The organism is Stappia sp. P2PMeth1, assembly GCF_900185735.1.
Classification (GTDB): Bacteria; Pseudomonadota; Alphaproteobacteria; order Rhizobiales; family Stappiaceae; genus Stappia.
On the sequence record NZ_FYAW01000026.1, the window covers coordinates 35,986 to 58,393 of the forward strand.

The 22,408-nt window shown below is 67.2% G+C and carries 21 protein-coding genes and 1 tRNA gene; 12 read left to right on the plus strand and 10 right to left on the minus strand.

Annotated features, from left to right (window positions below):
- Positions 1-70 precede the first annotated feature (70 nt).
- Positions 71-2,065, minus strand: coding sequence for a tyramine oxidase (locus tag P2PM1_RS19005; RefSeq protein WP_186400132.1), 1,995 nt, complete (start codon positions 2,063-2,065; stop codon positions 71-73).
- A gap of 396 nt (positions 2,066-2,461) precedes the next feature.
- On the opposite strand from P2PM1_RS19005, the gene ccoG reads away from it, so the two are divergent.
- The 5 genes from ccoG (at position 2,462) to P2PM1_RS19030 (ending at position 7,595) form a co-directional block, all read left to right on the plus strand.
- Positions 2,462-3,919: a cytochrome c oxidase accessory protein CcoG gene (gene ccoG, locus P2PM1_RS19010; protein WP_208985342.1), complete on the plus strand. Its 1,458-nt coding sequence runs from the start codon at positions 2,462-2,464 to the stop codon at positions 3,917-3,919.
- Positions 3,920-4,030: 111 nt separating this feature from the next.
- Positions 4,031-4,555: a FixH family protein gene (locus tag P2PM1_RS19015; protein ID WP_186400133.1), complete on the plus strand. Its 525-nt coding sequence runs from the start codon at positions 4,031-4,033 to the stop codon at positions 4,553-4,555.
- A gap of 30 nt (positions 4,556-4,585) precedes the next feature.
- Positions 4,586-6,868, plus strand: coding sequence for a heavy metal translocating P-type ATPase (locus P2PM1_RS19020; protein WP_186400134.1), 2,283 nt, complete (start codon positions 4,586-4,588; stop codon positions 6,866-6,868).
- Positions 6,868-7,044, plus strand: a complete 177-nt coding sequence (gene ccoS / locus P2PM1_RS19025) for a cbb3-type cytochrome oxidase assembly protein CcoS (RefSeq protein WP_186385881.1) — start codon at positions 6,868-6,870, stop codon at positions 7,042-7,044. Before P2PM1_RS19020 ends, ccoS begins: the two co-directional genes overlap by 1 nt.
- Positions 7,045-7,094: 50 nt before the next feature.
- Positions 7,095-7,595, plus strand: a complete 501-nt coding sequence (locus P2PM1_RS19030) for a response regulator (RefSeq protein WP_208984886.1) — start codon at positions 7,095-7,097, stop codon at positions 7,593-7,595.
- 99 nt (positions 7,596-7,694) lie between these two features.
- Here the strand turns inward: P2PM1_RS19030 and P2PM1_RS19035 are convergent, their stop codons facing one another.
- On the minus strand, positions 7,695-8,135 hold the full coding sequence (locus P2PM1_RS19035) for a hypothetical protein (RefSeq protein ID WP_186400135.1): 441 nt from the start codon (positions 8,133-8,135) through the stop codon (positions 7,695-7,697).
- Positions 8,136-8,150: 15 nt separating this feature from the next.
- Between P2PM1_RS19035 and P2PM1_RS19040 the strand changes: the two genes are divergently transcribed.
- Positions 8,151-8,225, plus strand: a tRNA-Thr gene (locus tag P2PM1_RS19040).
- 224 nt (positions 8,226-8,449) lie between these two features.
- Here P2PM1_RS19040 and P2PM1_RS19045 read toward each other — a convergent pair.
- Positions 8,450-8,788 carry a hypothetical protein gene (locus tag P2PM1_RS19045; protein WP_186400136.1) on the minus strand — a complete coding sequence of 113 codons (339 nt, stop codon included), beginning with the start codon at positions 8,786-8,788 and terminating at the stop codon, positions 8,450-8,452.
- On the opposite strand from P2PM1_RS19045, the gene P2PM1_RS19050 reads away from it, so the two are divergent.
- Genes P2PM1_RS19050 through P2PM1_RS19060 form a run of 3 tightly spaced genes read left to right on the plus strand, consistent with a single transcriptional unit; the run spans position 8,769 to position 13,631 of the window.
- Positions 8,769-9,749, plus strand: a complete 981-nt coding sequence (locus tag P2PM1_RS19050) for an HlyD family secretion protein (protein WP_186400137.1) — start codon at positions 8,769-8,771, stop codon at positions 9,747-9,749. The genes P2PM1_RS19045 and P2PM1_RS19050 overlap by 20 nt on opposite strands.
- Positions 9,746-12,502: a ribosome-associated ATPase/putative transporter RbbA gene (gene rbbA / locus P2PM1_RS19055; RefSeq protein WP_186400138.1), complete on the plus strand. Its 2,757-nt coding sequence runs from the start codon at positions 9,746-9,748 to the stop codon at positions 12,500-12,502. The genes P2PM1_RS19050 and rbbA overlap by 4 nt, the downstream gene beginning before the upstream one ends.
- Position 12,503: 1 nt before the next feature.
- The gene (locus P2PM1_RS19060) at positions 12,504-13,631 is read left to right on the plus strand and encodes an ABC transporter permease (RefSeq protein WP_186400139.1); all 1,128 of its coding nucleotides are present in this window, start codon (positions 12,504-12,506) and stop codon (positions 13,629-13,631) included.
- 26 nt (positions 13,632-13,657) lie between these two features.
- Here P2PM1_RS19060 and P2PM1_RS19065 read toward each other — a convergent pair whose 3' ends face one another.
- Positions 13,658-14,602, minus strand: a complete 945-nt coding sequence (locus tag P2PM1_RS19065) for a LysR family transcriptional regulator (RefSeq protein WP_208985343.1) — start codon at positions 14,600-14,602, stop codon at positions 13,658-13,660.
- 94 nt (positions 14,603-14,696) lie between these two features.
- On the opposite strand from P2PM1_RS19065, the gene P2PM1_RS19070 reads away from it, so the two are divergent.
- Positions 14,697-15,584, plus strand: coding sequence for an NAD(P)-dependent oxidoreductase (locus P2PM1_RS19070; RefSeq protein WP_186400140.1), 888 nt, complete (start codon positions 14,697-14,699; stop codon positions 15,582-15,584).
- On the opposite strand, the gene P2PM1_RS19075 is transcribed toward P2PM1_RS19070, so the two are convergent.
- The 3 genes from P2PM1_RS19075 to P2PM1_RS19085 form a co-directional block, all read right to left on the minus strand.
- The gene (locus P2PM1_RS19075) at positions 15,585-16,376 is read right to left on the minus strand and encodes a crotonase/enoyl-CoA hydratase family protein (protein WP_186400141.1); all 792 of its coding nucleotides are present in this window, start codon (positions 16,374-16,376) and stop codon (positions 15,585-15,587) included.
- Between the two features lie 90 nt (positions 16,377-16,466).
- On the minus strand, positions 16,467-17,441 hold the full coding sequence (locus P2PM1_RS19080) for a LysR substrate-binding domain-containing protein (RefSeq protein WP_186400142.1): 975 nt from the start codon (positions 17,439-17,441) through the stop codon (positions 16,467-16,469).
- Between the two features lie 534 nt (positions 17,442-17,975).
- Positions 17,976-18,521, minus strand: coding sequence for a DUF6428 family protein (locus tag P2PM1_RS19085; RefSeq protein WP_186400143.1), 546 nt, complete (start codon positions 18,519-18,521; stop codon positions 17,976-17,978).
- A 77-nt stretch (positions 18,522-18,598) separates the two neighbouring features.
- On the opposite strand from P2PM1_RS19085, the gene P2PM1_RS19090 reads away from it, so the two are divergent.
- On the plus strand, positions 18,599-18,913 hold the full coding sequence (locus P2PM1_RS19090) for a helix-turn-helix transcriptional regulator (protein ID WP_186385890.1): 315 nt from the start codon (positions 18,599-18,601) through the stop codon (positions 18,911-18,913).
- 33 nt (positions 18,914-18,946) lie between these two features.
- Here P2PM1_RS19090 and P2PM1_RS19095 read toward each other — a convergent pair whose 3' ends face one another.
- Both P2PM1_RS19095 and P2PM1_RS19100 read right to left on the minus strand, forming a co-directional pair.
- Complete coding sequence (locus P2PM1_RS19095; RefSeq protein WP_186400144.1) at positions 18,947-20,002, minus strand: endonuclease NucS domain-containing protein; 1,056 nt, start codon at positions 20,000-20,002, stop codon at positions 18,947-18,949.
- 123 nt (positions 20,003-20,125) lie between these two features.
- Positions 20,126-20,944, minus strand: a complete 819-nt coding sequence (locus P2PM1_RS19100; RefSeq protein ID WP_244301570.1) for an N-acyl homoserine lactonase family protein — start codon at positions 20,942-20,944, stop codon at positions 20,126-20,128.
- Between the two features lie 192 nt (positions 20,945-21,136).
- On the opposite strand from P2PM1_RS19100, the gene P2PM1_RS19105 reads away from it, so the two are divergent.
- Positions 21,137-21,820 carry a GntR family transcriptional regulator gene (locus P2PM1_RS19105; protein ID WP_186400145.1) on the plus strand — a complete coding sequence of 228 codons (684 nt, stop codon included), beginning with the start codon at positions 21,137-21,139 and terminating at the stop codon, positions 21,818-21,820.
- Positions 21,821-22,315: 495 nt separating this feature from the next.
- Here P2PM1_RS19105 and P2PM1_RS25835 read toward each other — a convergent pair.
- On the minus strand, positions 22,316-22,408 hold a 93-nt coding region (locus tag P2PM1_RS25835), incomplete at its 5' end, for an IS3 family transposase (RefSeq protein WP_371636230.1).

The following is a 22,408-nucleotide window of genomic DNA, read 5'->3' on the forward strand; positions in this document are numbered from 1 at the left end:
GCCGTCTCCGGATCCGTCGCCCGATGGTGGGCGGCGGATCCGGGACTGTCAATCACGGGTGCGGACCGCGCTAGTCCGGCAGGCGGATCGTGAGTGCCGGATTGTAGGGGAAGAAGTTGAAGGGGCGCAGGGTGAAGCCCTTCCACATGGTCGACATCACCGGCCAGTCTTCCATGTGCGGTACATGGTGGAAGCCCATCGTGTACCAGGTGACGATGTCGGTGTTGTCGATCGGTCGGTCCTGCCTGGTCCAGGCCGCCAGCGTGTCGGAGCCGTCGCTCTGGAAGGCAAACCGGCCGCCCGCATAGCGCTCAGTCGCGCTGTAGGGCGTGTTCCACAGCGTGTACTCGACATAGGCGTTGCGCTTCATCGGCATGTCGCCCTCATAGTCGAAGGGCGCGTAGGCGACGCTGTTGCCCGGCACGATCATGTAGCCGGGATGATGGCCGAGCGGGCCGTGCGCGTCCATGTTCATCACATGATACATGGCCGGCCTGTCCGGGTTGATCTTGTAGCGCCCTTCGAGCTCCGTCCTTGCCGTCGTGTTCTCGGTGACCCAGAACGAGCGGCGCGGCGCGCCATCCTCCGGCTTGCCCGGAACGAGCGCCGTACGCATGAAACTGTTCGCCTGGCCGTCGATGTCGAAGTCGAGGCGGAAGTTGAAATAGTGGTCGTGATTGGGGGCGATCAGGTTGGGCGCGACCAGCGTGCCGTAGCGGGTCTCCTCGGCCGCACCCTCGTCATGCATCGACTTGATGGCGGCGCCTTTCACTGCGTCGAGGCCCGTCGAGCCGACCATCACATCGATCCGGCCATCCTGATGGAAGACATAGTCGACGAGGTAGTCGTAGTTGCCGACTTCGGAGGCCGAGCGCAGGACGAGCTGCGTCGCCGGGCGTCCCTCGGCCGGGACCTGCTCGTCCTCGCCTTGCGCGAAGATCTCGAAATGTCTCCAGGCCGGATCGCCGATGCTGCGCTCGAAGATGCAGATCGCGTCGGGGATGGAGAGCGGCGCGCCCTCGTCGGTATGCACCACCGCCGGCAGGAAGGTGGCATGGGCCGGGCAGTCGACGCCCGCGCGCAGCGGCGACAGGAAGATGCCGAACCCGTATTCGCCGCTGTCCATGTAGGTGCGCCAGTACCAGCCGTCGTCCGGATCCATGTACGGAACGAAGACCTCGGACAGATGCGCCTGGTAGAGGACGGACCGCCAGCGGTCGCGGTCGCGCACCTCGATATTGGACAGCACCACGCCCGGACGCTTGTCGACGCGGGCGCGGAAGCGCCAGATGTCCCAGGAGATCAGCCCGTTCTCGATGGTGACGTTGGTGCCGCCGGGCTGCGACAGGGTGACCGGATTGCCCCTGGGGCGCAGCGTGCCGGTGCGCGCCTCGACCTCGGCTTCCGTATAGCCCCAGCCGTCCTCGGGAATCGGCCGCACGCCGGTGTCGAACACCTGGACCACCGCTCCGGCATTGAGGTCGACGACCGCGTAGAGCCCCTCGATCGGCTTGGCATAGAAGTTGGAGCCCTCGGGCAGCACGTAGCAGGGCACTTTCATCAGCCTGCGGCCGTCTTCCTCGGGCAGACCGAAGCGCCCGGCGGTGAGCGGCAGGCAGAAGACCTGTTCGGCCGTCAGTCCGCGCTTTTCGAGGCCGGCGACGAAGTCCGGATCCGATGTCGCGAGATCCATCGCGGTCATGAATTCGGCGACCAGGATCATCGTCTCGGCGGGAGCCGGCTCGACCGAGACGACCGCCCCGCCGGCAAGGTCGACCTCGGCGATGAAGACCCCGTCCCCCGTCTTGAAATGCACCTCGACGGCACGGGGCTCCGGATCGCCCTCGCGCCAGCCGAGGACCACGGATTTTTCCGGCTCTTTCAGCGAGATATAGGGATAGAGCGTGCCGTCGCCGGCATGGCCGGCCTGGGTCAGCAGCGCCACCGCCTCGGTGATTTCCGCCTCGGTCAAGGCATCGAGCGGATGGCTTGCGGCCGGCATCGCGGCGGATGCCAGCAGCCCGGCGGCCACGCAGGCGGCCGCCACGGATCGAATATGCGACATGGAAGTGTCCCTCCTCGAAGTCTACCCGTCTGGAAGCGGTGCCGGATCTGCCGTCCGGTCGTGCCCGCCGATCGGAAAGGATAGCGGCGGGCGGCGGAAGAGGTTGTGCAATTGTGGCCAGAGGCGCAGGATCGAGGACAGTTTTCCGGCGCCGGGTCGCTTGACGCCGATCAAGGCGGCGGGCTGCCGCGTCGGATAGTGTCCTCGGCACAGGCTGCGGAGCCGGTCCCGGCTGCCGGCGGCGGATTGTCGCGGAGCTGACGTGTCGCAATCCGGTCGCCGACGGCGGGCGGTAGACTCGCGCCGAAACGGGCGCCTCCGCCGGAACCCGACAGCATCCCGAATTCGGGACGGCGGAACCCATAGAGATGGGAGCCCACTGAGATGGACGGAACAATGCGCGCAGAATCGGATCCCTCCGGCGCCGGTGGACAGCCGGAAGAATGGTTCGCCTCGGCCAAGAAGATCTACCCGATGGCGGTGCACGGCACCTTCCGCAAGATCAAGTGGGCGGTGCTCTTCGCAACCCTTGGCATCTACTACTTCCTGCCCTTCCTGCGCTGGGACCGTGGACCCGATGCTCCGGACCAGGCGGTGCTGATCGATCTTGCCGGCCGGCGCGCCTATTTCTTCTTCATCGAGATCTGGCCGCAGGAGGTCTATTACCTCACCGGTCTCCTGATCCTCGCGGCGATGGTGCTGTTCCTGATGAACGCGGTCGCCGGCCGCATCTGGTGCGGCTATCTCTGTCCGCAGACCGTGTGGACCGACCTGTTCCTGTGGGTCGAGCGGGTGGTCGAGGGCGACCGGCGCGAGCGGATCCTGCTCGACGCCGAGCCCTGGACCGCCACCAAGGTCATGCAGAAATTCTCCAAACACACGCTGTGGCTGATGATCGCCTGGTGGACGGGCGGCGCCTGGGTGCTCTACTTCGCCGACGCGCCGAGCCTGGTGAAGTCGCTGGCGACCGGCGAGGCGCCATTCTCCGCCTATCTGTGGATCGGCATCCTCACCTTCACCACCTATGCCCTTGCCGGCCACATGCGCGAGCAGGTCTGCATCTTCCTCTGCCCGTGGCCGCGCATCCAGGCGGCGCTGACCGACGAGGAGGCGCTCAACGTCACCTATCGCTATGACCGCGGCGAGCCGCGCGGCTCGCTGAAGCAGAACCGCAAGCGCGAGGAGGAGGGGCTGCCGGCGGGCGATTGCATCGACTGCCAATTGTGCGTCCACGCCTGCCCGACCGGCGTCGACATCCGTCAGGGCACCCAGCTCGGCTGCATCCAGTGCGGATTGTGCATCGACGCCTGCGACACGGTGATGGACAAGGTCGGCAAGCCGCACGGGCTGATCGCCTACGATACCGACGAGAACATCAAGCGGCGCATGGAGGGCCGGGAGACCGTGGTGCGGATGATCCGGCCGCGCACCATCATCTATGCCTGTATCATCGTCGCGGTCACCGCGATCATGGCCTATGCGCTGGTGACCCGCGAACACGAGGGCATGAGCGTTCTGCACGACCGCAACCCGATCTATGTGGAACTGTCCGACGGCAGCGTGCGCAACGGCTACACCATCCGGATGCTGAACAAGCGCCTGGCCGCGCGCGAGTTCGCCCTGTCGGTGGAAGGCATGCCGGAGGGCACCCGCATCGAGGTGGTCGGCATCAGCGAGGCGGTGGAGGGCCATCCCCTGGTGCCGATCGGTCCAGACACCACCCGCGAGTTGCGCGTGCTGGTGTTTTCGCCGGTCGGTGCGGAGCTTGCAAAGTCGACCCCCGTCACCTTCCGCCTGCGCGACATGGCAAGCGGCGACATGGCGACGTCGAGCGACTTCTTCAAGGCGCCGTAAGCAGCGGCTGTCGACACGTACTAACCCGGATCGGAGGCTTGCGGCTGTCGCGAGCCTCCCCCATCCGTTAAAATCGCCCCCAATGGAAACAGCATCGACCAGGAGTTGAAGATGGCCGGAACCGCCGCTGGAGCGCAGCACCAGACAACCGAGCGCAAGATGACCGGGCGAACGGTCCTTGCATGGCTTGGCGGTTTCTTCTTCGTGATGCTGGTCGCCAACATCTTCTTCGTCTATTTCGCCCTGAGCACCTTCCCCGGCGTGGTGACGGACCGCGTCTACGAGGCGGGACAGGCCTATAACGGGGAAATCGCGGCCTCCCGTGCCCAGAAAGCGCTGAACTGGGATGTGTCCGGCAATGTCACCCGCGACGACAACGGCGTCGCGCGGATCGAGGTGACGGCGCGCGACAGCAATGGTGCGCCGCTGTCGGGGCTGGCGGTAGAGGCGACACTGCAGCGCCCCGCGAGCCCGGAGCCGGCCCGCCAACTGACCCTGTCCGAGGGCGAACTGGGACGCTATGCGGCCGAGGCGGAAGAAATCGCGCCGGGCCGCTGGATCCTGCAACTCGACGCAAGGTCCGGAGAGGACGGGGAGGCCTTCCGTTCGCAGAACCGGATCTTCTTTGCCGAATAGACGGCGGGAAGAGGAGGAGCGGCGACCGACATGACCGTGCATGAGCGCGACTGGGATGCCTTCGTCACCCTGAAGGACGACGGCAAGGCCCATATGGATCTCGCCGTCGAGGGGGTGACCTGTGCCGCCTGCATGGTGGAGATCGAGCAGGGGCTCGGCCTGGAGCCGGGCGTCGAACGGGCCCGCCTCAACCTGACCAGCCACCGGCTTGCCGTGGAGTGGTGCCAGGAGACGACGAGCGCCGAGCGGATCATCGAGGTGCTGACGCGGCTCGGCTACCGGGCCCATCCCTTCGATCCGGCGGATGTGCGCGAGCGCTCCGACGCGGCCGGGCGGGAGCTCTTGCGCGCGCTGGCCGTCTCCGGCTTCGCGATGATGAACATCATGCTGCTGTCGGTCTCGGTCTGGTCGGGCAATGTCAGCGGCATCGACGCCGAGACGCGCGACTTCTTCCACTGGGTGTCTGCCCTGATCGCGCTGCCGGCCGCCGTCTATGCCGGCCGGCCGTTCCTGCGTTCGGCCTTTGCGGCGCTGCGGGCGGGGCGGCTCAACATGGACGTGCCGATCGTCATCGGCGTGACGCTGGCCCTGTTCCTGTCGGTGATGCAGACGGTCCAGTCGGCCCACCACGCCTATTTCGAATCCGCCGTCATGCTGCTGTTCTTCCTGCTGATCGGCCGCTATCTCGACCATATGATGCGCCGCCGCACCCGGGCCTTCGCCGAGAACATCGCGGCGCTGAAGGCGGAGACGGCGGTGATCCAGCGCCCGGACGGATCCTTGCGCGAGGTGCCGCTGTCGCGGGTCGAGCCGGGCGCCCTGATCCATGTGCGCGCCGGCGAGCGCGTGCCGCTCGACGGGCGCGTCGTCGCCGGCCATTCCGAGATCGACCAGAGCCTGGTGACCGGCGAGACCGCGCTCGCCGGCGTCGGGCCGGGGGATGCGGTCTATGCGGGCACGACCAACGCCTCCGCCAGCCTGACCGTGCAGGTGACCGTCGCCTCCGGCGCGACGCTGCTGGACGAGGTGACGCGCTTGCTGGAAACCGCCGCCCAGGCCCGCTCGCGCTATGTCCAACTCGCCGACCGGGTCGCCAAGCACTATTCGCCGGTGGTGCATCTGGCCGCCCTGCTGACCTTCGCCGGCTGGTATCTGGCCGGCAGCGGCTGGCAGCCGGCGCTGGTGATTTCCATCTCCGTGCTGATCATCACCTGCCCCTGCGCGCTCGGCCTTGCCGTGCCGGCGGTGCAGGTGGTGACCTCCGGCCTGTTGTTCCGCGCCGGCGTTCTGCTGCATTCGGGCGATGCCATTGAGCGCCTCGCCGAGGCCGACACCATCGTCTTCGACAAGACCGGCACGCTGACGCTGCCGTTGCCGGAAGTCGCCGGGGCCAGCGATATCGCCCCCGACACCCTGCATCTGGCCGGCCGGCTGGCACTGGCAAGTCGCCACCCGCTGGCGACTGCGCTGGCGCGCGCCGCCGATGCCGCGGTGCCGTTGGACGAGGTGCGCGAGACGCCGGGCGAGGGCATCGCCGCCCTGTTCGAGGGGCGCGAATTGCGGCTCGGCAGCGCCCGTTTCTGCGGGATGGACGAGGCCGAGGTGGCGGCCTTCGCCGCGCGGCATCCGGGCAGTTCGCTGATCGCCTTCCGCGATGGCGATGCCCCGGCGGTACCGTTCGCGGTCGGCCAGCGGCTGCGGCCGGATGCGGTGGAGACGGTGGCGCGGCTGCGCCGCGACGGCTACCGGCTGGCCATCCTGTCCGGCGACCGCACGGCTCCGGTCGAGCAGGTTGCGCGGGACCTCGGCATCGACGACTGGTCGGCCGAACTCACCCCGACGGCCAAGATCGCCCGGCTGGAGCATCTGGCCGGCGAGGGGCGCAAGGTGCTGATGGCCGGCGACGGGCTCAACGATGCCCCGGCGCTGGCCGCCGCCCATGTGTCGATCTCGCCGGTGACGGCGGTGCATGTCGCGCAGGCCGCGGCCGATGCCGTCTTCCTCGGCGACAAGCTGGCGCCGGTCGCCGACGCGCTCGGTCATGCCCGGCGGGCGCACCGGGCGATGGTGCAGAACCTGCGCTTTTCGGTGCTCTACAATTTCGTCGCCGTTCCCTTCGCGGTGGCCGGCTTCGTCACCCCGCTCTGGGCGGCGCTGGCGATGTCCTCGTCTTCGCTGGTGGTGACGCTGAACGCGCTGCGGCTGCGGCTTGGCGATCCGCATGCGGCGCAGGCCCATTCCGCGCCCGCCCCGGCGCCCGCTTCCCCGAAGCGGGACCGCGGCGCGGCCCGGCCGGCAGTGGAGGCCGCCTGATGGACGTCCTGATCTATCTCATTCCGGCGGCGCTGGCGCTTGGCCTGCTCGGTCTGATCGGGTTCCTCTGGTCGCTGAAGTCCGGCCAGTACGAGGACCTGGAGGGCGCCAAGTACCGGATCCTGCAGGATGACGACCTGCCGGAGGATGAGCGAAAAAACGATCGGCCGGGCTAACCGATATTTCAGATTTCCCGTGCCATATGAAGGGGCACCGGAGGTTCAACGTGTCGCTTGATCTGGCATCCCTGACCTTTCTTCTCGTCGAGGACAGCGCTTACATGCGCACCATCCTGCGCACGATGCTGCAGGGATTCGGCGCGCGGCGTATCGTCGAGGCGGAAGATGGCGCCTCGGGCCTTGAGGCCATGGAACGCGCCAATCCGGACATCCTGATCCTCGACTGGGTGATGCCGATCCTCGACGGCGCCGATATGGTGCGGATGATCCGCAATCCGCACAATCCCTTCGCCTATATCCCGATCATCATGGTGACGGGCCACACCGAACGCAGCCGCATCATCGAGGCGCGCCGGCTCGGCGTGCACGAACTGCTGTCCAAGCCGATTTCCGCCAAGGCGCTCTATCAGCGGGTCAGCAGCGTCATCATGCAGCCGCGCGATTTCGTCAAGACGCCGAGCTATTTCGGTCCCGCGCCGCGCGAGATCCGCAACCGGCAGAAGATCTGGCAGGGCATGGACAACGGCGAGAACGGCAAGGCCGCCTGAGCCGGTCGGGATCGCCTGAGCCGGCCGTCATCGCCGCAATTTCCACCTCTTTCCGCCGTTCCCGCAACGCCCCTGGAACTCGTCAGGCCTGACCCTCGATCAGTCCTCGTCGGGCCCCCGCACGGACGGGCCGGCCGGATCCTCGGCATCATGGTCCTCGGACGGGGCGGGGTCGCGCTGCGCCGCCGCCTTGCGCCGGCGAAGGTTGGCGCGCAGGGCCGCGGCCAGACGCGCCGCGCGGTCTTCCTCGCGGTTGGCCGACTTGCCGCTGTCGGGCGCTGCGCTCTTGCTGATGTGTCGCGGACGATCCGTCACGCCAATCCCCGTGATGGTGAGGCTTGTCGACGCGCCGCGCTGGGGATTTGCCTGCCCGGTGCGCGTGCGGCTTTCAGGATATGCCGCAAAACCGGGGCGGATCGCAAGGACTCCGAGGGCGCGCCGGGACGGCCGCACCTGGCCGTTGCCGGCCTGGCGGAGCGGGAGGTGGATTGCGATGTCAAAACCCGTGAACCCCTCTTGACCATGCCGGAATTTGCGCATACACCCGCGCTCATCGCTGCCGTAGCTCAGGGGTAGAGCACTCCCTTGGTAAGGGAGAGGTCGAGAGTTCAAATCTCTCCGGCAGCACCACCCATCCCCTTGAAATCGTTATTCTCCTTTGCTTTTCAGCCGCTGACCGCCGAGGGGATCTGCGCGCAGTGACACGCAGATCGTCTGGAGACTTGCGAAGAACTGCGGGATCTGGCGCCAGTTTATGCCCGGATTGGTGCAGGTGACGGGTAGGTGGCCGATGTGAAGGCGATTGCCGTCGGCGTCGCCAATGATCTCGTCTGCGCTGACTGGGGTCGTGTTGCTCAGCCGATTGCTGCGATCGGAAAGCGTTGCTTCTTGTCGGTGCGGCTCGGCTCACGCTGCCCAACGGCCTCAAGATCCGTGCCTTGCAAGCAAGATGCAGCACCGATCAGGCTGTGATGCCGCAATAGTATGCAAGTCCTGCGGTCAAGGCTCGATGGCGGCAGGCAAAATTTACCCTTTACGATGACCCGCCTTTGACTGACATCAAATGGTTGTGCACGCGGGTGCCCTAAGCGTGCATTATGCAAAGCATGATCGGCGCTGTGCAGGCGCAGGCCGACATGACGCCATGCATTTTCTGTTTGCAAGGGACTTTCGATGAAGTGGAAACAGGTCATCGCCGTGACGGCTCTGATCGCGGCCGTCGCGGGCGGGTTCTATCTGTGGCGCACGATGAACACCGAGACGCTGCCCCACGGCATCGCCGCTTCGAACGGCAGGATCGAAGCCGAGCGCGTCGACGTTGCCACCAAGATGGCCGGGCGCGTGACGGAGGTCCTGGTCAGCGAGGGCGAGATGGTCGAGGCAGGGCAACTCGTCGCGCGCATGGATGTGTCGGAACTCAACGCCCGGCTCGCCCAGGCCCGCGCCACGGTCGCCCAGGCCGAGCAGGGTCTGCGCCAGTCCGAAGCGCAGGTCGCCTTGTACGAGGCCAAGCGCGACCTCGCCGAAAAGGAGCACCAGCGCACCGTCGCACTGGTCGAGCGGCAGGTGAGCTCGCAGGAACTGGCCGACCAGCGGCGCACCGCGTTCGACACCGCCGTGGCGGGGGTGGAAGCGGCCAAGGCCGGCGTCGGACTTGCCAAGGCCACCATCGAGTCGGCCAAGGCAGCGGTCGCCCAGCTCGAAGCCATTCTCGACGACACCCAGTTGCGCGCGCCCCGCGGCGGCCGGGTCCAGTACCTTTTGGCCCGCGAAGGCGAGGTGCTCGGCGCCGGCGGCAAGGTGCTCACCCTCACCGATCTGACCGACATCTACATGACCATTTTCCTGCCGGCACGCGATGCCGGTCTGCTGCAGGTCGGCAGCGAAGCGCGCCTGATCCTCGACCCCATTCCCGACTACGTCATCCCGGCGAATGTCACCTTCGTCGCCAGCAATGCCCAGTTCACACCGAAGTCGGTAGAAACGTCGGATGAGCGCGAGAACCTGATGTTCCGGGTGAAGCTGTCCATCCCGAAGGATCTTCTGACCCGGTACCAGGACCGCGCCAAGGCCGGTGTCGCAGGTGTCGGTTATGTGCGGACCGACCCTGCCGTCGCCTGGCCGGGCTTCCTGGAGGTCAAGCTGCCGCAATGACGGGAGAACCGGCCGCCAGGCTGCAGGGCGTCACGCATCGCTATGGCGAGGTCGCAGCCCTCTGCGATGTCACGCTCGACATTCCGGCCGGCTGCATGGCCGGCCTGATCGGCCCGGACGGGGTTGGCAAGTCGACCCTGCTGGCGATCGTCTCCGGCGTGCGCCGCATCCAGTCGGGTTCGGTAACGGTGTTCGGCGGCGATATGGCCAGCGCGGCCCATCGCCGGGCCTGCAGCCGGCGCGTCGCCTATATGCCGCAGGGGCTCGGCCGCAACCTCTACCCAACCCTGTCGGTTCGCGAGAATCTCGATTTCTTCGGACGTCTGTTCGCACAGTCGGAGGCGGAGCGCGCGGAGCGGATCCACGCGCTGCTGGAAGCCACCGGCCTTGCGCCGTTTCCCGATCGCCCGGCCGGCAAGCTTTCCGGCGGCATGAAGCAGAAATTGTCGCTCTGCTCCGCCCTCATCCACGATCCGGATCTTCTGATCCTTGATGAACCCACCACCGGCATCGATCCGCTCTCGCGCGAGCAGTTCTGGGAGCTGATCGCCAGCATCCGGCGCGACCGCCCGCAAATGAGCGTCATCGTCGCCACCGCCTATATGGAGGAGGCCGAACGCTTCGACTGGCTGGCCGCCATGATGGATGGGCGGATCATCGCTGAGGGCACGCCCGAGGCGCTGCGGCAAGCTGCCGGCGTCTCGACGCTGGAAGCTGCGTTCGTTGCCATGCTGCCGGAAGCCGAGCGGCGCGGACACCGTGCCGTCGAGGTGCCGCCGCGCGTGCCGATGGAGGGACCGCCGGCGATCGAGGCGCACGGCCTGACCTGCCGCTTCGGCGACTTCACCGCCGTCGACCATGTGAGTTTCGAAATCGAGCGCGGCGAAATCTTCGGTTTTCTGGGGTCGAATGGCTGCGGCAAGTCGACCACGATGAAGATGCTGACCGGGCTGTTGCCGGCAAGCGAGGGCGATGCGCTGCTGTTCGGCGAGACGCTGAACGCCAACGACATGGCCACCCGGCGCCGCGTCGGCTACATGTCGCAGTCCTTCTCGCTCTATTCCGAGCTGACGGTGCGCCAGAACCTGGAGCTGCACGCGGCCCTCTACCGTCTCGCCCCCGAAACGCGCGCTGCCCGCATCGAGGAAATGCTGAACACCTTCGACCTGCGGGGCGAGGCGGACATGCGGCCAAACGGGCTGCCGCTCGGCATCAGGCAGCGGCTGCAGCTTGCCGTGGCGCTGATCCACAAGCCGGAAGTGCTTATTCTCGATGAGCCGACCTCCGGCGTCGATCCGGTCGCACGGGACATTTTCTGGCAGTACCTGATCGACCTGTCCCGCAATCAGGGCGTGACGATCTTCATCTCGACCCATTTCATGAACGAGGCGGAGCGGTGCGACCGCATCTCGCTGATGCATGCCGGCAGGGTGCTGGCCGTCGGCGCGCCTGACGAACTGACCCGCAGCAAGGGCGCGGCCAGCCTGAACGACGCCTTCATCGACATTCTGCGCGAGGCGTCCGGGCAGGACGTCTCACCCGAACCGGCCAGGGCAGCTTCGGTTTCCGAACCCGAAGTTCCAGCCCCGCGGCCGGCTCCGGCGTCCATCGCGGATACAGGCGGATTTTTCAGCCCGTCGCGCCTTTGGGCGTTTGCCCGCCGCGAGACGATGGAACTGCTGCGCGATCCCATGCGGCTGGTCTTTGCCTTTCTCGGACCGGTCATCCTCATGCTGACCTTCGGTTACGGCATTTCGCTGGACGTCCAGAACCTGCCCTATGCCGTCCTGGACCGCGACCGGTCCATGGAGAGCAGGACGCTGCTGGAGAGCTTCTCCGGCTCTCGCTATTTCGAGGAGCACGCGCCGGCGACCGGCAGGCGGGATCTGCAACAGCGCATGGTCGACGGCGAAATCAGCATCGGCATCGAGATTCCGCCCGGGTTTGGGCGCCAGCTCCTGCGCGGCGATACCCCGGAGATCGATGTGCTGATCGACGGTGCGATGCCGTTCCGTGCAGAGACGGCGCGCGGCTATCTGCAGGGCCTGGCCCTTGGCTATTACACTGACCAGATCGAGCGGCAGTATGGCGAGGTGATCTCGCCCTATGCCACCGAGGTGGTCACCCGTTTCCGCTACAATCAGTCCTTCAAGAGCGTGTTCGCCATCGTGCCCTCGGTGATGATGCTGATGCTCGTCCTCATCCCCGCCATCATGACGGCAATGGGCGTGGTGCGCGAAAAGGAAACCGGTTCGATCGCCAATTTCCGCTCGACGCCGGTCACGCGCAGCGAGTTCCTGCTCGGCAAGCAGCTTCCCTATGTCGTCATCGCCCTGATCAGCTTCGCCAGCCTCGTCGCCATCGGCTATGTGGTGTTCGGTGTTCCCCTGAAGGGCTCTGCTCCGGCGCTCATTGTCGGAACCCTGTTCTACATCCTGGCAACAACGGCCTTCGGCCTTTTGGTGTCGACCTTCACCAGGACGCAGGTGGCCGCCACCTTCGCCGCCGCGATCATCGCCATCATTCCCGCCGTCAACTTTTCCGGCCTGATCGTGCCGGTCTCCTCGCTGTCGGGGAGCGGCCGCCTGCTTGGCCTGGCCTTCCCGTCCTCCTGGTATCAGCAGGTCAGCGTGGGCACCTTCACCAAGGGGCTGGGGTTCGCCGAACTGTGGCACAATCACCTGGCGCTGGCCGGTTTCGCGCTGTTCTTCACCGTCCTGTCGATCGCCATTCTGGACAAGCAGGAGACATAGAATGTTTCTGTGGCTCGCCAATGTCTATCGCCTGGGGGTCAAGGAACTCAGAAGCCTCGTCTTCGATCCCGTCCTGCTGCTGCTGATCGTCTATGTCTTCACGCTGGCGATCTATGCCGTTGCGACAGGCGCCAAGCTGGAGGTGCTGAACGCGTCCGTCGCCTATGTCGACGAGGACCGGTCCGCCCTGTCCGGACGCATCGTCAGCGCCATTCTGCCGCCGGAATTCGAGACCCCGGTCGAGATCTCCGCCGACCGGATCGACGCGAGCATGAACAGCGGCGCCTTTGTTTTCGTGCTGCGCTTTCCGCCGAATTTCGAAGCCGATCTGCTGGCCGGTCGCAAGTCCGAGGTCCAGCTCAATGTCGACGCGACCGCCATGGCCCAGGCGGGCAACGGTACGGTGTTCCTGCAGTCGATCATCCAGGCCGAGACCGCGAAGTTCCTGAGCGGCAACGAAAACGCCGCGGCGCTGCCGATCAACCTCGTCGTCCGTGCCATGTTCAACCCGAACCTCGACTCGAGCTGGTTCAACGCGGTGATGCAGGTGATCAACAACGTCACCCTCCTGTCGGTGCTTCTGACCGGGGCCGCGCTGATCCGCGAACGCGAGCACGGCACCATCGAGCATCTTCTGGTGATGCCGGTGAAGCCCTCCGAGATCATGGTAGCGAAGATCTGGGCGAACGGACTGGTCATCGTACTGGCCGCCGTTCTGTCGCTGGTCTTCGTGGTGCAGGGTCTGCTCGGCGTGCCGATCCACGGGTCGATTGCCCTGTTCGTCTTCGGGGCCCTGATCTACATGATCTCGGTAACGGGGCTCGGCATCCTGATCGCCACCTTCACGACCTCGATGCCGCAGTTCGGCCTTCTCGCATTGCCGGTTCTGGTCATCATGAACCTGCTTTCCGGCAGCACCACGCCGATGGAAAGCATGCCCGCATGGCTTCAGGCGATCATGCAGGCATCGCCCTCGACCCACTTCGTTGCCTTTGCCCAGGCCATTCTCTATCGCGGCGCAGGGCTGACGACCGTGTGGCCGTCACTTGTCGCGATGTCGGTTCTGAGTGCGGTTTTCTTCGTCATTGCCCTGTCGCGCTTCCGCACGACCATGGCCGGTGCGCGCTGACCGCGACGCCAGAGTGGGCAGGGAGTTCAAGTCTCTCCAACGGCACCATTCTCCTGCATTTTCCGATGGTTCAGCGCCTCTTCGGCCGGCACTCGGCTTTCGTGCCGGGCGAGGTGCCGCTCTGCCGCATCTCGCAGGATCGCACAAAGGTCGGCTGCGGCTGATGTGGGGGCCTCCGCGCTGAGCAGTCTCACCTCTATCGGCGGCAGATGGGGCAATCCGTGCGCGTGAGGGTCGATCTCCCGCAGGTCGTCAGGGATGCGGTGCCGTGTCCGCGCCGTGAGCCCATGGCCGGTGCGCAGCGCCGCCCACAGCCCTGGGAGGCTCGGCGTCGTCAGCGCCAGCCGCCAGGCTCGCCCCGCCTCGTCGAGGCCGCGCAGCGCCGACTGGCGGAACAGGCAGGGATGGTCGAACAGCACCAGCGGCAACGGAACTTCGATCGCTTGCGCCGCACCCGTGCCGATCCACACCAGCGGCAGGGTGGCGATGCGCTCGCCGTGCCCGTCCGAGCCGGCCGGAAAGAAGGCGAGGGCGGCATCCAGCCGCCCGGCGCGCACCTCCTGCGCCAGCACGTGGTTGCGGCCCGCGCGCACCTCCGCATGGGTGCCGGGATGCCGTTTGGCGAAGGCCCGCAGCGCGTCCGGCATCACGTCCTCGAAGAAGTCCTGCGGCAGTCCGAGCCGGACCGCGGCCGGCTGCGCCGCGGCGCCCAGCCGGTCGAGCGCCGCGTCGTTCAGCGCCAGGATGCGCCTTGCATGGCCGAGCAGCGTCTCGCCGGCCTCGGTCGGCACCAGGCCGCGGCCGCTGCGCCGGAACAGGACCTGGCCGGTCTGCTGCTCCAGCTTTTTCAGATGCATGCTGATCGCCGATTGCGAACGGCCGAGCTGGGAGGCGGCCCGGGCGAAGCTGCCGAGTTCGATGCCGGCGACCATGCTGCGCAGCGCGTCCATGTCGAGATTGGCTCTGATCATCCTGAAATCCTGAAGTCGATATCCCGAATTATCCGATATTCGAAAGATCATGGCCGCGCTAGCCTTCGCGCAGGTCCGACAAAGGAGGGTGGGAATGCGTATCGGGTTCATCGGTCTTGGCGTGATGGGGCAGCCGATGGCGCTCAATCTGGCGCGGGCGGGCGCCGATCTGCTGGTGTGGAACCGCACGGCCGAGCGCTGCGAACCCTTGCGCGAGGCCGGCGCGAGCGTGGCGGCGAGCGCGGCCGAGGTGTTTCGGAACGCGCAGGTGGTCATCCTGATGATGGCGAACGGGGCGGCCAGCGATGCGGTGCTCGGCCGCGGCACGGAGCGCTTCGCCGCCAATGTCGCCGGGCGGCTGATCGTCTCGATGGGCACCAGCGCGCCCGACTGGTCGCGCGGGCTGGACGCCGACATCCGCGCGGCCGGAGGGCGCTATGTCGAGGCGCCGGTCTCCGGCTCCCGCGTGCCGGCGGAGGAAGGGCAGCTCGTCGGCATGCTGGCGGGCGGCGACGACGACGTTGCGATGCTGCGCGAGCTCTTGCGGCCCGTTTGCCGCGAGACGGTTGCCTGCGGCGCGGTTCCGGGCGCCCTCACCATGAAACTGTCGGTCAATCTGTTCCTGGTCACCATGGTCGCGGGTCTTGCCGAAGCCTTCCATTTCGCCGAGCGACAGGGCGCGGATCTGCAGTGTTTTCAAGCGGTTCTGGACGCCGGGCCGATGGCCAGCGCGGTCTCCCGGATCAAGCTCGCCAAGCTGTGCGCCAGCGACTTCTCGGTGCAGGCGGCGATCTCCGACGTGAAGATGAACAGCCGGCTGATCGCCGAGGCGGCGCGCGGCGCCGGGATCGCCGCGCCGCTGCTCGATGTCGCGGACGCGCTGTTCGGCGAGGCGGAGGGGCTGGGCCTGGGGAAGCAGGACATGGCCGCCGTGGTGCAGGCGATTGCGGCCCGCAGCGACGGCGGGCCGCACGGCGCCTGATCAGGTGCCGGAATAGACCGCCCCCCGCCGCTCGATCCAGGCATCGAGCCCTTCGTGAATGTCGTTCGTCGCGACCATCCGGGCGAACTGCTCGCCCTCCGCGATGAGCCCTTCGGCGATGGTCATGTTGAGGCCGCGGGTGACGGCGGCGATGATGCCGGCGGCCGCCAGCGGCGAGTGGCGCAGGATCCGGCGGGCAAGGGCGCGGGCGCGGTCCATCACCTCGCCGGGCGGCACGACGGCGTTGATGAGGCCCAGTTCCAGCGCCCGCTCGGGCGTGAAGGGATCGCCGGTCAAAAGCAGCTCCAACGCGCGCTTTCGCCCGGAAAGCCTAGGCAAACGCTGGGTTCCGCCGAAGGTCGGCGGGATGCCGATGACGATTTCCGGCTTGGCGAAACGGGCCTCCGAACTGGCGACGGCGAGATGCGCGGCCTCGGTGATCTCGCAGCCGCCGCCATAGGCAAGGCCGTTGACCGCGACGATCACGGGCTTCGGAAAGGCCTCGAGCCGGGCGGTCATCGCCTGGCCGCGGCGGACGAAATCGCGCACCGCGCGGGCCGGGCCGAGCCGGACGCTCTCGCGGAACTGCGGAATGTCGCCGCCGGCGGAGAAGGCGCGCTCGCCGGCGCCGGTCAGGATCACCGCGCCAACGCGGGCGTCGAACTCGATCTCCTCCAGCCGTTCGAGCAACCGGTCGGCCATCTCGTAATTGATCGCGTTGAGCTTGTCAGGCCGGTTCAGGGTCAAGGTGGCGATGCCGCCGTCGATCTCGCAAAGCACGGTGTCGGACATGGGGATCTCCTCGTCGGTCCAATGGCAGCCATGCTGGATCGCCTGCGCCCCGGACACAAACGAGGAAACCTCGCCTCAAGTGAACAGAATTCATGTTCGGAAAACCGAGCTCTCGCCCTTCAGCCAGCGCAGGAAGGCAGCGATCTCGCGCCGCGGCTCGTGGCCGGAGGGCAGCAAGGCCCAATAGCCGGTGCGCACCGGCACGGGTGGGCAGCCGGCCAGCGGCGAGAGGACGGGGGAGGCAGGAGAAGAAGGAGCGGGGGCAGCAGGAGAATGGGGCGCGAAGGAAGAGAGCGCGGGCCCCGCCAGCGCGCCGGCGCAAAGCGGCAGGCGGGCAAGGGCGACGCCGAGCCCCTGCGCGGCCGCTTCCAGCGCCAGATCGACCGTATCGACATGCAGCCCCCGGCCGGGCGGCGGCAGCGTCTCGCCCGTCGCCGAGGCTGCGGCCGCGACCCACGCCGCCCAGTCGTTCTCGACCGACGCCACATGAATGAGCGGCGCGCGCGCCCAGTCGATCCGCCCGTCGCGCTGCGGCAGGCGGGCGGCAAGGTCGGGATGCGCGACCGGCTGCAACGCCTCGCGGAACAGCAGTTCGGAGCGCGCCGACGGCCAGGGCGCCGGCCCCATGCGGATGGCGAGATCGACGCCGTCGAGCGGAAACACCGCCTGCCGGTGGCTGGTGTCGATATGCAGGTCGATCTCCGGATGGCGGCCGCGAAACCGGCCGAGCCGCGGCACCAGCCAGCGGCGGGCGAAGGTCGGGGCGACGCTGACGCGGATGCGGCGGGCACCGAGCAGCGGCGACACCCGGTGCGCGCCGGTGGCGATCATCGACAGGCCTTCGCTGACGTAAGGCAGCAGATCCTCGCCGGCGGCGGTCAGCGTCACCGCACGGCCCGAGCGGTCGAACAGCGGCGCGCCGAGCCAGGTCTCCAGCGTGTCGATGCCGTGGCTGACGGCCGACGGGGTGAGGCCGAGCTCCTCGGCCGCCAGCTTGAAACTGGCATGGCGGGCGGCGGCCTCGAACAGGCGGAGCGAGGCGAGCGGCGGCAGGCGCAGGCTCATCGGCGGGTCCCCGTGAAATGAGTTCTGCTCATTTAAACGCGGAAAACGGGTGCCGGGCAAAGCAAAATCGGCGGGGCCGGCCCGCCGTGCCGGCCGGGTCCTCCGGCGGCCTTGTCCCCGGTTGCGGGGCTTGCGAGGAATTTTGCGAAATTCCGTCTCAATTTCCGCAAAAATTGACGCAAGGCCCCGCAATTTCGCGAAATCGTCGCGCCGCCCGGCCGGCGGGCCGGGGGCGCCGGTCAACCCATGCCAGCCGGACGGTGTCTCGTCAAAAGTAACAGGGGTGAGCCGCGTCGCCGAAAGACCCACCGCCGGGCCGGTGCCATGACGCGCCGGGTGCGCCCGCAAAACCGGGGATAAGGTTTTTGGGAGAGGGGTCGGCGCTGTCAGACGATCAGGCAGGCAGGAAAGCCGTTTGTCCGCGCGGCTGATCGCCCCACAATCCTCGACCGTCAAGCCTGGTCTTCGTGGACCTTGCCGGCAAGGGTCCGGTTCGCGAAAGGCCGGCGCCTTTCGCGAACCGCAATGGCGAGGTCAGGCGCAGCAGCCGCCCGGCGTCCGCGCCTCGGCCGAGGGCGTGCAGCAGGCCGCCGCGGCCATATGGGCCTCCGACACGGCGGCAGTGCCGCAGCAGGCCGCCTGCTCGCCCGCTGCCCGCGCCGCCGCGCTGCGTTCGGCCGGCTTGCACACCGCCCGCGTCTCGTTGAGGCGCAGCACCAGGCGGCCATCCTCGGCCTGCGGGGCATCGGGAAGCATCAGGCGCAGGCCCCGGTTGCCCGGGGCGAACTCCACGATCACCGGTGCCTGCGCCAGCGCGGGCAGCGCCTTCAGGCTCCTTTCGAGAATGCCGACGAACTTGCCGGCCGGCATGTGGGTGCGGCCCGTCCCGTCGAGCAGTTGCAGGCGCACCTCGGGCCAGGCCTCGATGGTGCCGCCGCAATCGATGCCGGTCGAGGCGGAATGGCGCAGTTCGGTGACGTGATATCCAGGGCCGATGTCGCCGGCCTCGCTGGCGAAGACCAGCGGCATGTCGTCAGGATGGGCGCGCAGCAGGGCGATGAGGTCGGGAAGGGTGATCATGGTCGGGCCTTTCATTTCAAGCTATGTTGAAATAATATCTGGCACAGCGACTCTGACATTTCAAGAGGAATTGAATTGTGAACGAGCAGGAAGCTGCCACCCTTTTCGGGGCCCTGTCGAATGACGACCGTTTGCGGGTGATCAGGGCCTTGGTGCGGGCGGGGCCGGCCGGCCTTGCGGCCGGAGAGATCGCCGAGGCGATCGGCGCCAGCCCGTCGCGCGCCTCGTTCCATCTTTCGACATTGTCGGAAGCCGGCTTCGTCCATGCCGAGCGGCAGGCGCGCAGCCTGCGCTACCGGGTCGACTTCGACCGGATCGGCGCGCTGATGCGCTTCCTTCTGGAGGAGTGCTGCGCCGGCCACCCGGACTTGCGGTCGTGCTGCGGGTCGTGATCCGGCGAGGCGAGCACCCACCGCGCGGCTGGCCTAATCCTCGTCCTCGCGGCCGAGGCCGAACTCGCGGACGAGGAACTCGATGGTCTTCTCGTCGTAGATCTTGCAGGCAATGTTCTGGTTGGCGAAGATGCCAGAATAGGTCTTGGCGTTTGACCGGTCGACGGTCTTCTTCCAGTCGATGCCGATCACATAGGCCCGCTTTTCCGGGTCATTGCCGAACTCGGTGAAATAGCCGCGCGGCACCGCCTCGACGAGGCGCCGGCCATCCGCAATGAAGAAGTCGTCGGCGGGCTGCATTTCGGCGCTCACCGTGCCGAAGCCGAGATAGCCGTTGTTCTTCTGGTAGAAGAACACCCGGTCGCCGATCGAAAGCCGGGCCAGCCCGTCGGAATACCACTTGCCGCCCGAGGCGACGACATAGCCATGGCGGCGAAGGTCCTCCCAGGGCACGTCGCTTTCGGCGCCGGCCGTCAGGTACCAGTAGCCACTCCAGGGCGCGCGGGTGTTGCGGGTGGCGCGCTCGGCGACCTCCTCCTGCTCCAGCAGCGTGTCGGTCGACAGCCATTGGACGCCCTGGTCTTCGAAGACGTTGAAGAAGGCGACGTTGATGCCGACGCCGTGCACCTCCGACAGGTATTCGATGATGCGCGTGGTCGTCTCGTCCATGCTGCCGGCGACGATCATCATCTGGTGCGAGGCGTTGAGCGTGTCCGGGGGCGGCGCCGAGAAGCGCTCGCGATAGACCTCGTCAAGGGTGCGGCCGGTCTTTTCCAGGCAGAGCGCGTGCACGTCGCGGGTCGACAGGGACACCACCCAGGAGGCGTAGTCGAGCACCTGGGCGACGATCTCGCGCGGGGTGCGGTCGCGCTTCAGCTCGATGATGATGAGCGAGCCGTCCTTGTCCATCGCCAGCAGGTCGATACGGCCGCGATTGGCGATCGTCACCTCGCGGCCGATCACGACGCCACTGATCCCGACAAGGCCGAGATTGTCGCGCACCCAGTCCTGGATCATCACCTCATTGGCGAGCCTGGAGCGCGCGGCGCGCACCAAGGCGCCATTCTCGATCCGGAAAAGTTCGCTCATGTTTCCCCAAAACCCCTGTCGCAAATGCCTGATCGCAAATCGGCCCGGCGCCGGAAACAGCCGGCGCGGAGCCTTCGTCAGGTTGCGCAAGGGACGCGCGGAACACAAGCCTTTCCCGCCTCCTCACGCGCCCTTGCGGATGACGACGGCGTCTTCCCAGTCGGGGTCGAGGCGCGGGTAGAGGGTGAGGACGTCGGGGTCATGGCCGGGCAGGATCTCGCAGCCGGCCTCGATCAGCTCTTGCAGCACGCGGTAACCCTCGACCGTGCGGAAATAGTCGGCGAAGACCGGAAAGATCTGGCCGTCGGTCAGGTAGCGGCGCAGGTGCAGCGCGTCCGAGGCGATGACCAGCGGCGTTTCGCCGTCGACGACGAGGATCTGCAGCCCCTGCGAATGGCCGCCGACGAGACGGGCGGTGAGGCCCGGCAGCAGCGTGTAATCCCCCGCGTGGAAGCGCACGCGGTCGCGAAAGACCATCTCCACCGCCGTCTTGACATCCTCGACCGCGAAGGGCTTGCGCATGCGGGCGTGGCACATGCAGCGGCCGGTCGCATAGGCCATCTCCGCATCCTGCAGGTGGATGGTCGCATTGGGGAAATGGCGCAGGTTGCCGGCATGGTCGTAATGCAGATGGGTGATGAAGACGTCGGTGACATCCTGCGGCGCAACGCCGATGCGCTCCAGCGCCGCGACCGGGTGGGTCAGCAGGATCCGCTGGCGGGCCGCGCCTTCCTCCGGCGCAAAGCCGGTATCGACCAGCACCGTCCTCTCCCCGTTGCGGCACAGCCAGATATAATAGTCGAGACGGGCCTCGCCCTCGTGCGGGTCGGGATCGAGCACGGCATGGCCGGGCGGCAGGTCCTTGGTGGCATAGCGCAGCGCGATCACCTGCCACGGCGCGGCGGGGGAGGAGGAGGCCTTGCGGAGGCTGGAAATGGTCACGGAACGGTCTCCCTGAAGCGGACGGTCGGTCGTTGCCCGGCGGCCCGGCGCTGGCAGTTTGTCTGACAATCTGTCATTCTAGCTCTATACCTGCCGGATCACGGGATGTCCAACAAGCAGCGCGCGCGGCGCGGGATGTGCTATTCAACGCCGAGCAACCGGAGCCCGGCCGGCTCGGAGAAAGTGGACTCGATGGAACAGCCGAGACTGAGAATCTCGAAAGAGCGCGCGACGATCCGCCATCTGGTGGAAGAGAAGATGCGCGAACTGATCGCGACCGGCCATTTCAAGCCCGGCGACCGTCTCATCGAACGCGAACTCTGCGAGACTTTCGACGTCGGCCGCACCTCGGTGCGCGAGGCCCTGCGGCAGCTCGAGGCGGAAGGCCTGATCCGCACCGAGCCGCATCGCGGCCCGATCGTCACCAAGGTCTCCTTCGGGGAGGCCCAGCAGCTCTACCAGCTTCGCGCGCTGCTGGAAGGGTTCTGCGGCGCCGAATTCGCCGTCAAGGGCAGCGACGAGGAACACCGGCGGCTGCACGCCGCCTGCGAGGCCTTCGCCGCGGCGGCGGAAGGCAAGGCGCCGACCGAGCAGCTCGTCGCGCGCAAGGCGGAGTTCTATCGCTGCCTGATCGCGGGGGCGCGCAACATCTATGTCGAGGACATGCTGACCTCGCTGCACAACCGCGTCTCGATGCTGCGCGCAACGACGATGACCCAGCCGCACCGGCTGCCGAAAAGCGTCGAGGAAATCCGCGACATCACCCGCGCGATCTGTGCCCGCGATGCCGACTGGGCGCGCCGGGCGAGCATCACCCATGTGGAAGAAAGCAGCAAGATCGCCCTGCAACTGCTCAGCGACGCAGAGGTCGCCTGAGGGGGATACCACTTTCTCAGGAGGTCATCCCGGCCGCAGGCGAAGCCGGAGAGCCGGGAGCCATTGGCAACCTCGGCAGGGGTGAGGCGGGACGGTGTGAGGCGGGACGGCGTGAGGCGGGAGGCGTGAGGCGGGACGGTGTCGCTCCTTTCGCTGCTGCCGTCTTGTTCGCTCCAGCTTCTCCTTGCGTCTTCCCGGACGAGGCCGAAGGCCGAAGATCCGGGATCGGGGAGGCAGGGCGGTCGGGGCGTCGTTCGGGAGTGCCTTCGTGAGGCCCTCGGCTCTCCGATCCCGCATCTTCGCTTACGCTTCGTGCGGGATGACGCGGGGAGGGATTGGCGCGTCCCCGCCGCCGCTCTGGCAGCCAATGGCCCCCGGCTCTGCGCTGCGCGCGGCCGGGGTGACGGCCGTGGGGATGAGGGGCCGTGGACTTGCTTCGGTGACGGCCGAGAGGATGCGAGTGGACTTGCTTCGCAAAAGTGGAGAGGGGTTTTGTTATCCGCCCATTTTTTCGAACTGGACGGGGCTGATGTATCCAAGCGCCGAGTGGCGTCTTGAGGGATTGTAGAAACCGTCGATGTAGCGCGC

Bases quoted from the DNA above. Each gene is read 5' to 3' on its own strand.
- P2PM1_RS19050 (WP_186400137.1), top strand. From the start codon at position 8,769: ATGAAGTGGAAACAGGTCATCGCCGTGACGGCTCTGATCGCGGCCGTC.
- P2PM1_RS19075 (WP_186400141.1), bottom strand. From the start codon at position 16,376: ATGTCCGACACCGTGCTTTGCGAGATCGACGGCGGCATCGCCACCTTG.
- P2PM1_RS19045 (WP_186400136.1), bottom strand. From the start codon at position 8,788: ATGACCTGTTTCCACTTCATCGAAAGTCCCTTGCAAACAGAAAATGCA.
- P2PM1_RS19015 (WP_186400133.1), top strand. From the start codon at position 4,031: ATGGCCGGAACCGCCGCTGGAGCGCAGCACCAGACAACCGAGCGCAAG.
- P2PM1_RS19085 (WP_186400143.1), bottom strand. From the start codon at position 18,521: ATGATCACCCTTCCCGACCTCATCGCCCTGCTGCGCGCCCATCCTGAC.
- rbbA (WP_186400138.1), top strand. From the start codon at position 9,746: ATGACGGGAGAACCGGCCGCCAGGCTGCAGGGCGTCACGCATCGCTAT.
- P2PM1_RS19070 (WP_186400140.1), top strand. From the start codon at position 14,697: ATGCGTATCGGGTTCATCGGTCTTGGCGTGATGGGGCAGCCGATGGCG.
- P2PM1_RS19020 (WP_186400134.1), top strand. From the start codon at position 4,586: ATGACCGTGCATGAGCGCGACTGGGATGCCTTCGTCACCCTGAAGGAC.
- ccoG (WP_208985342.1), top strand. From the start codon at position 2,462: ATGCGCGCAGAATCGGATCCCTCCGGCGCCGGTGGACAGCCGGAAGAA.
- P2PM1_RS19095 (WP_186400144.1), bottom strand. From the start codon at position 20,002: ATGAGCGAACTTTTCCGGATCGAGAATGGCGCCTTGGTGCGCGCCGCG.
- P2PM1_RS19080 (WP_186400142.1), bottom strand. From the start codon at position 17,441: ATGAGCCTGCGCCTGCCGCCGCTCGCCTCGCTCCGCCTGTTCGAGGCC.
- P2PM1_RS19005 (WP_186400132.1), bottom strand. From the start codon at position 2,065: ATGTCGCATATTCGATCCGTGGCGGCCGCCTGCGTGGCCGCCGGGCTG.
- P2PM1_RS19035 (WP_186400135.1), bottom strand. From the start codon at position 8,135: ATGCGCAAATTCCGGCATGGTCAAGAGGGGTTCACGGGTTTTGACATC.
- P2PM1_RS19060 (WP_186400139.1), top strand. From the start codon at position 12,504: ATGTTTCTGTGGCTCGCCAATGTCTATCGCCTGGGGGTCAAGGAACTC.
- P2PM1_RS19105 (WP_186400145.1), top strand. From the start codon at position 21,137: ATGGAACAGCCGAGACTGAGAATCTCGAAAGAGCGCGCGACGATCCGC.
- P2PM1_RS19065 (WP_208985343.1), bottom strand. From the start codon at position 14,602: ATGATCAGAGCCAATCTCGACATGGACGCGCTGCGCAGCATGGTCGCC.
- ccoS (WP_186385881.1), top strand. From the start codon at position 6,868: ATGGACGTCCTGATCTATCTCATTCCGGCGGCGCTGGCGCTTGGCCTG.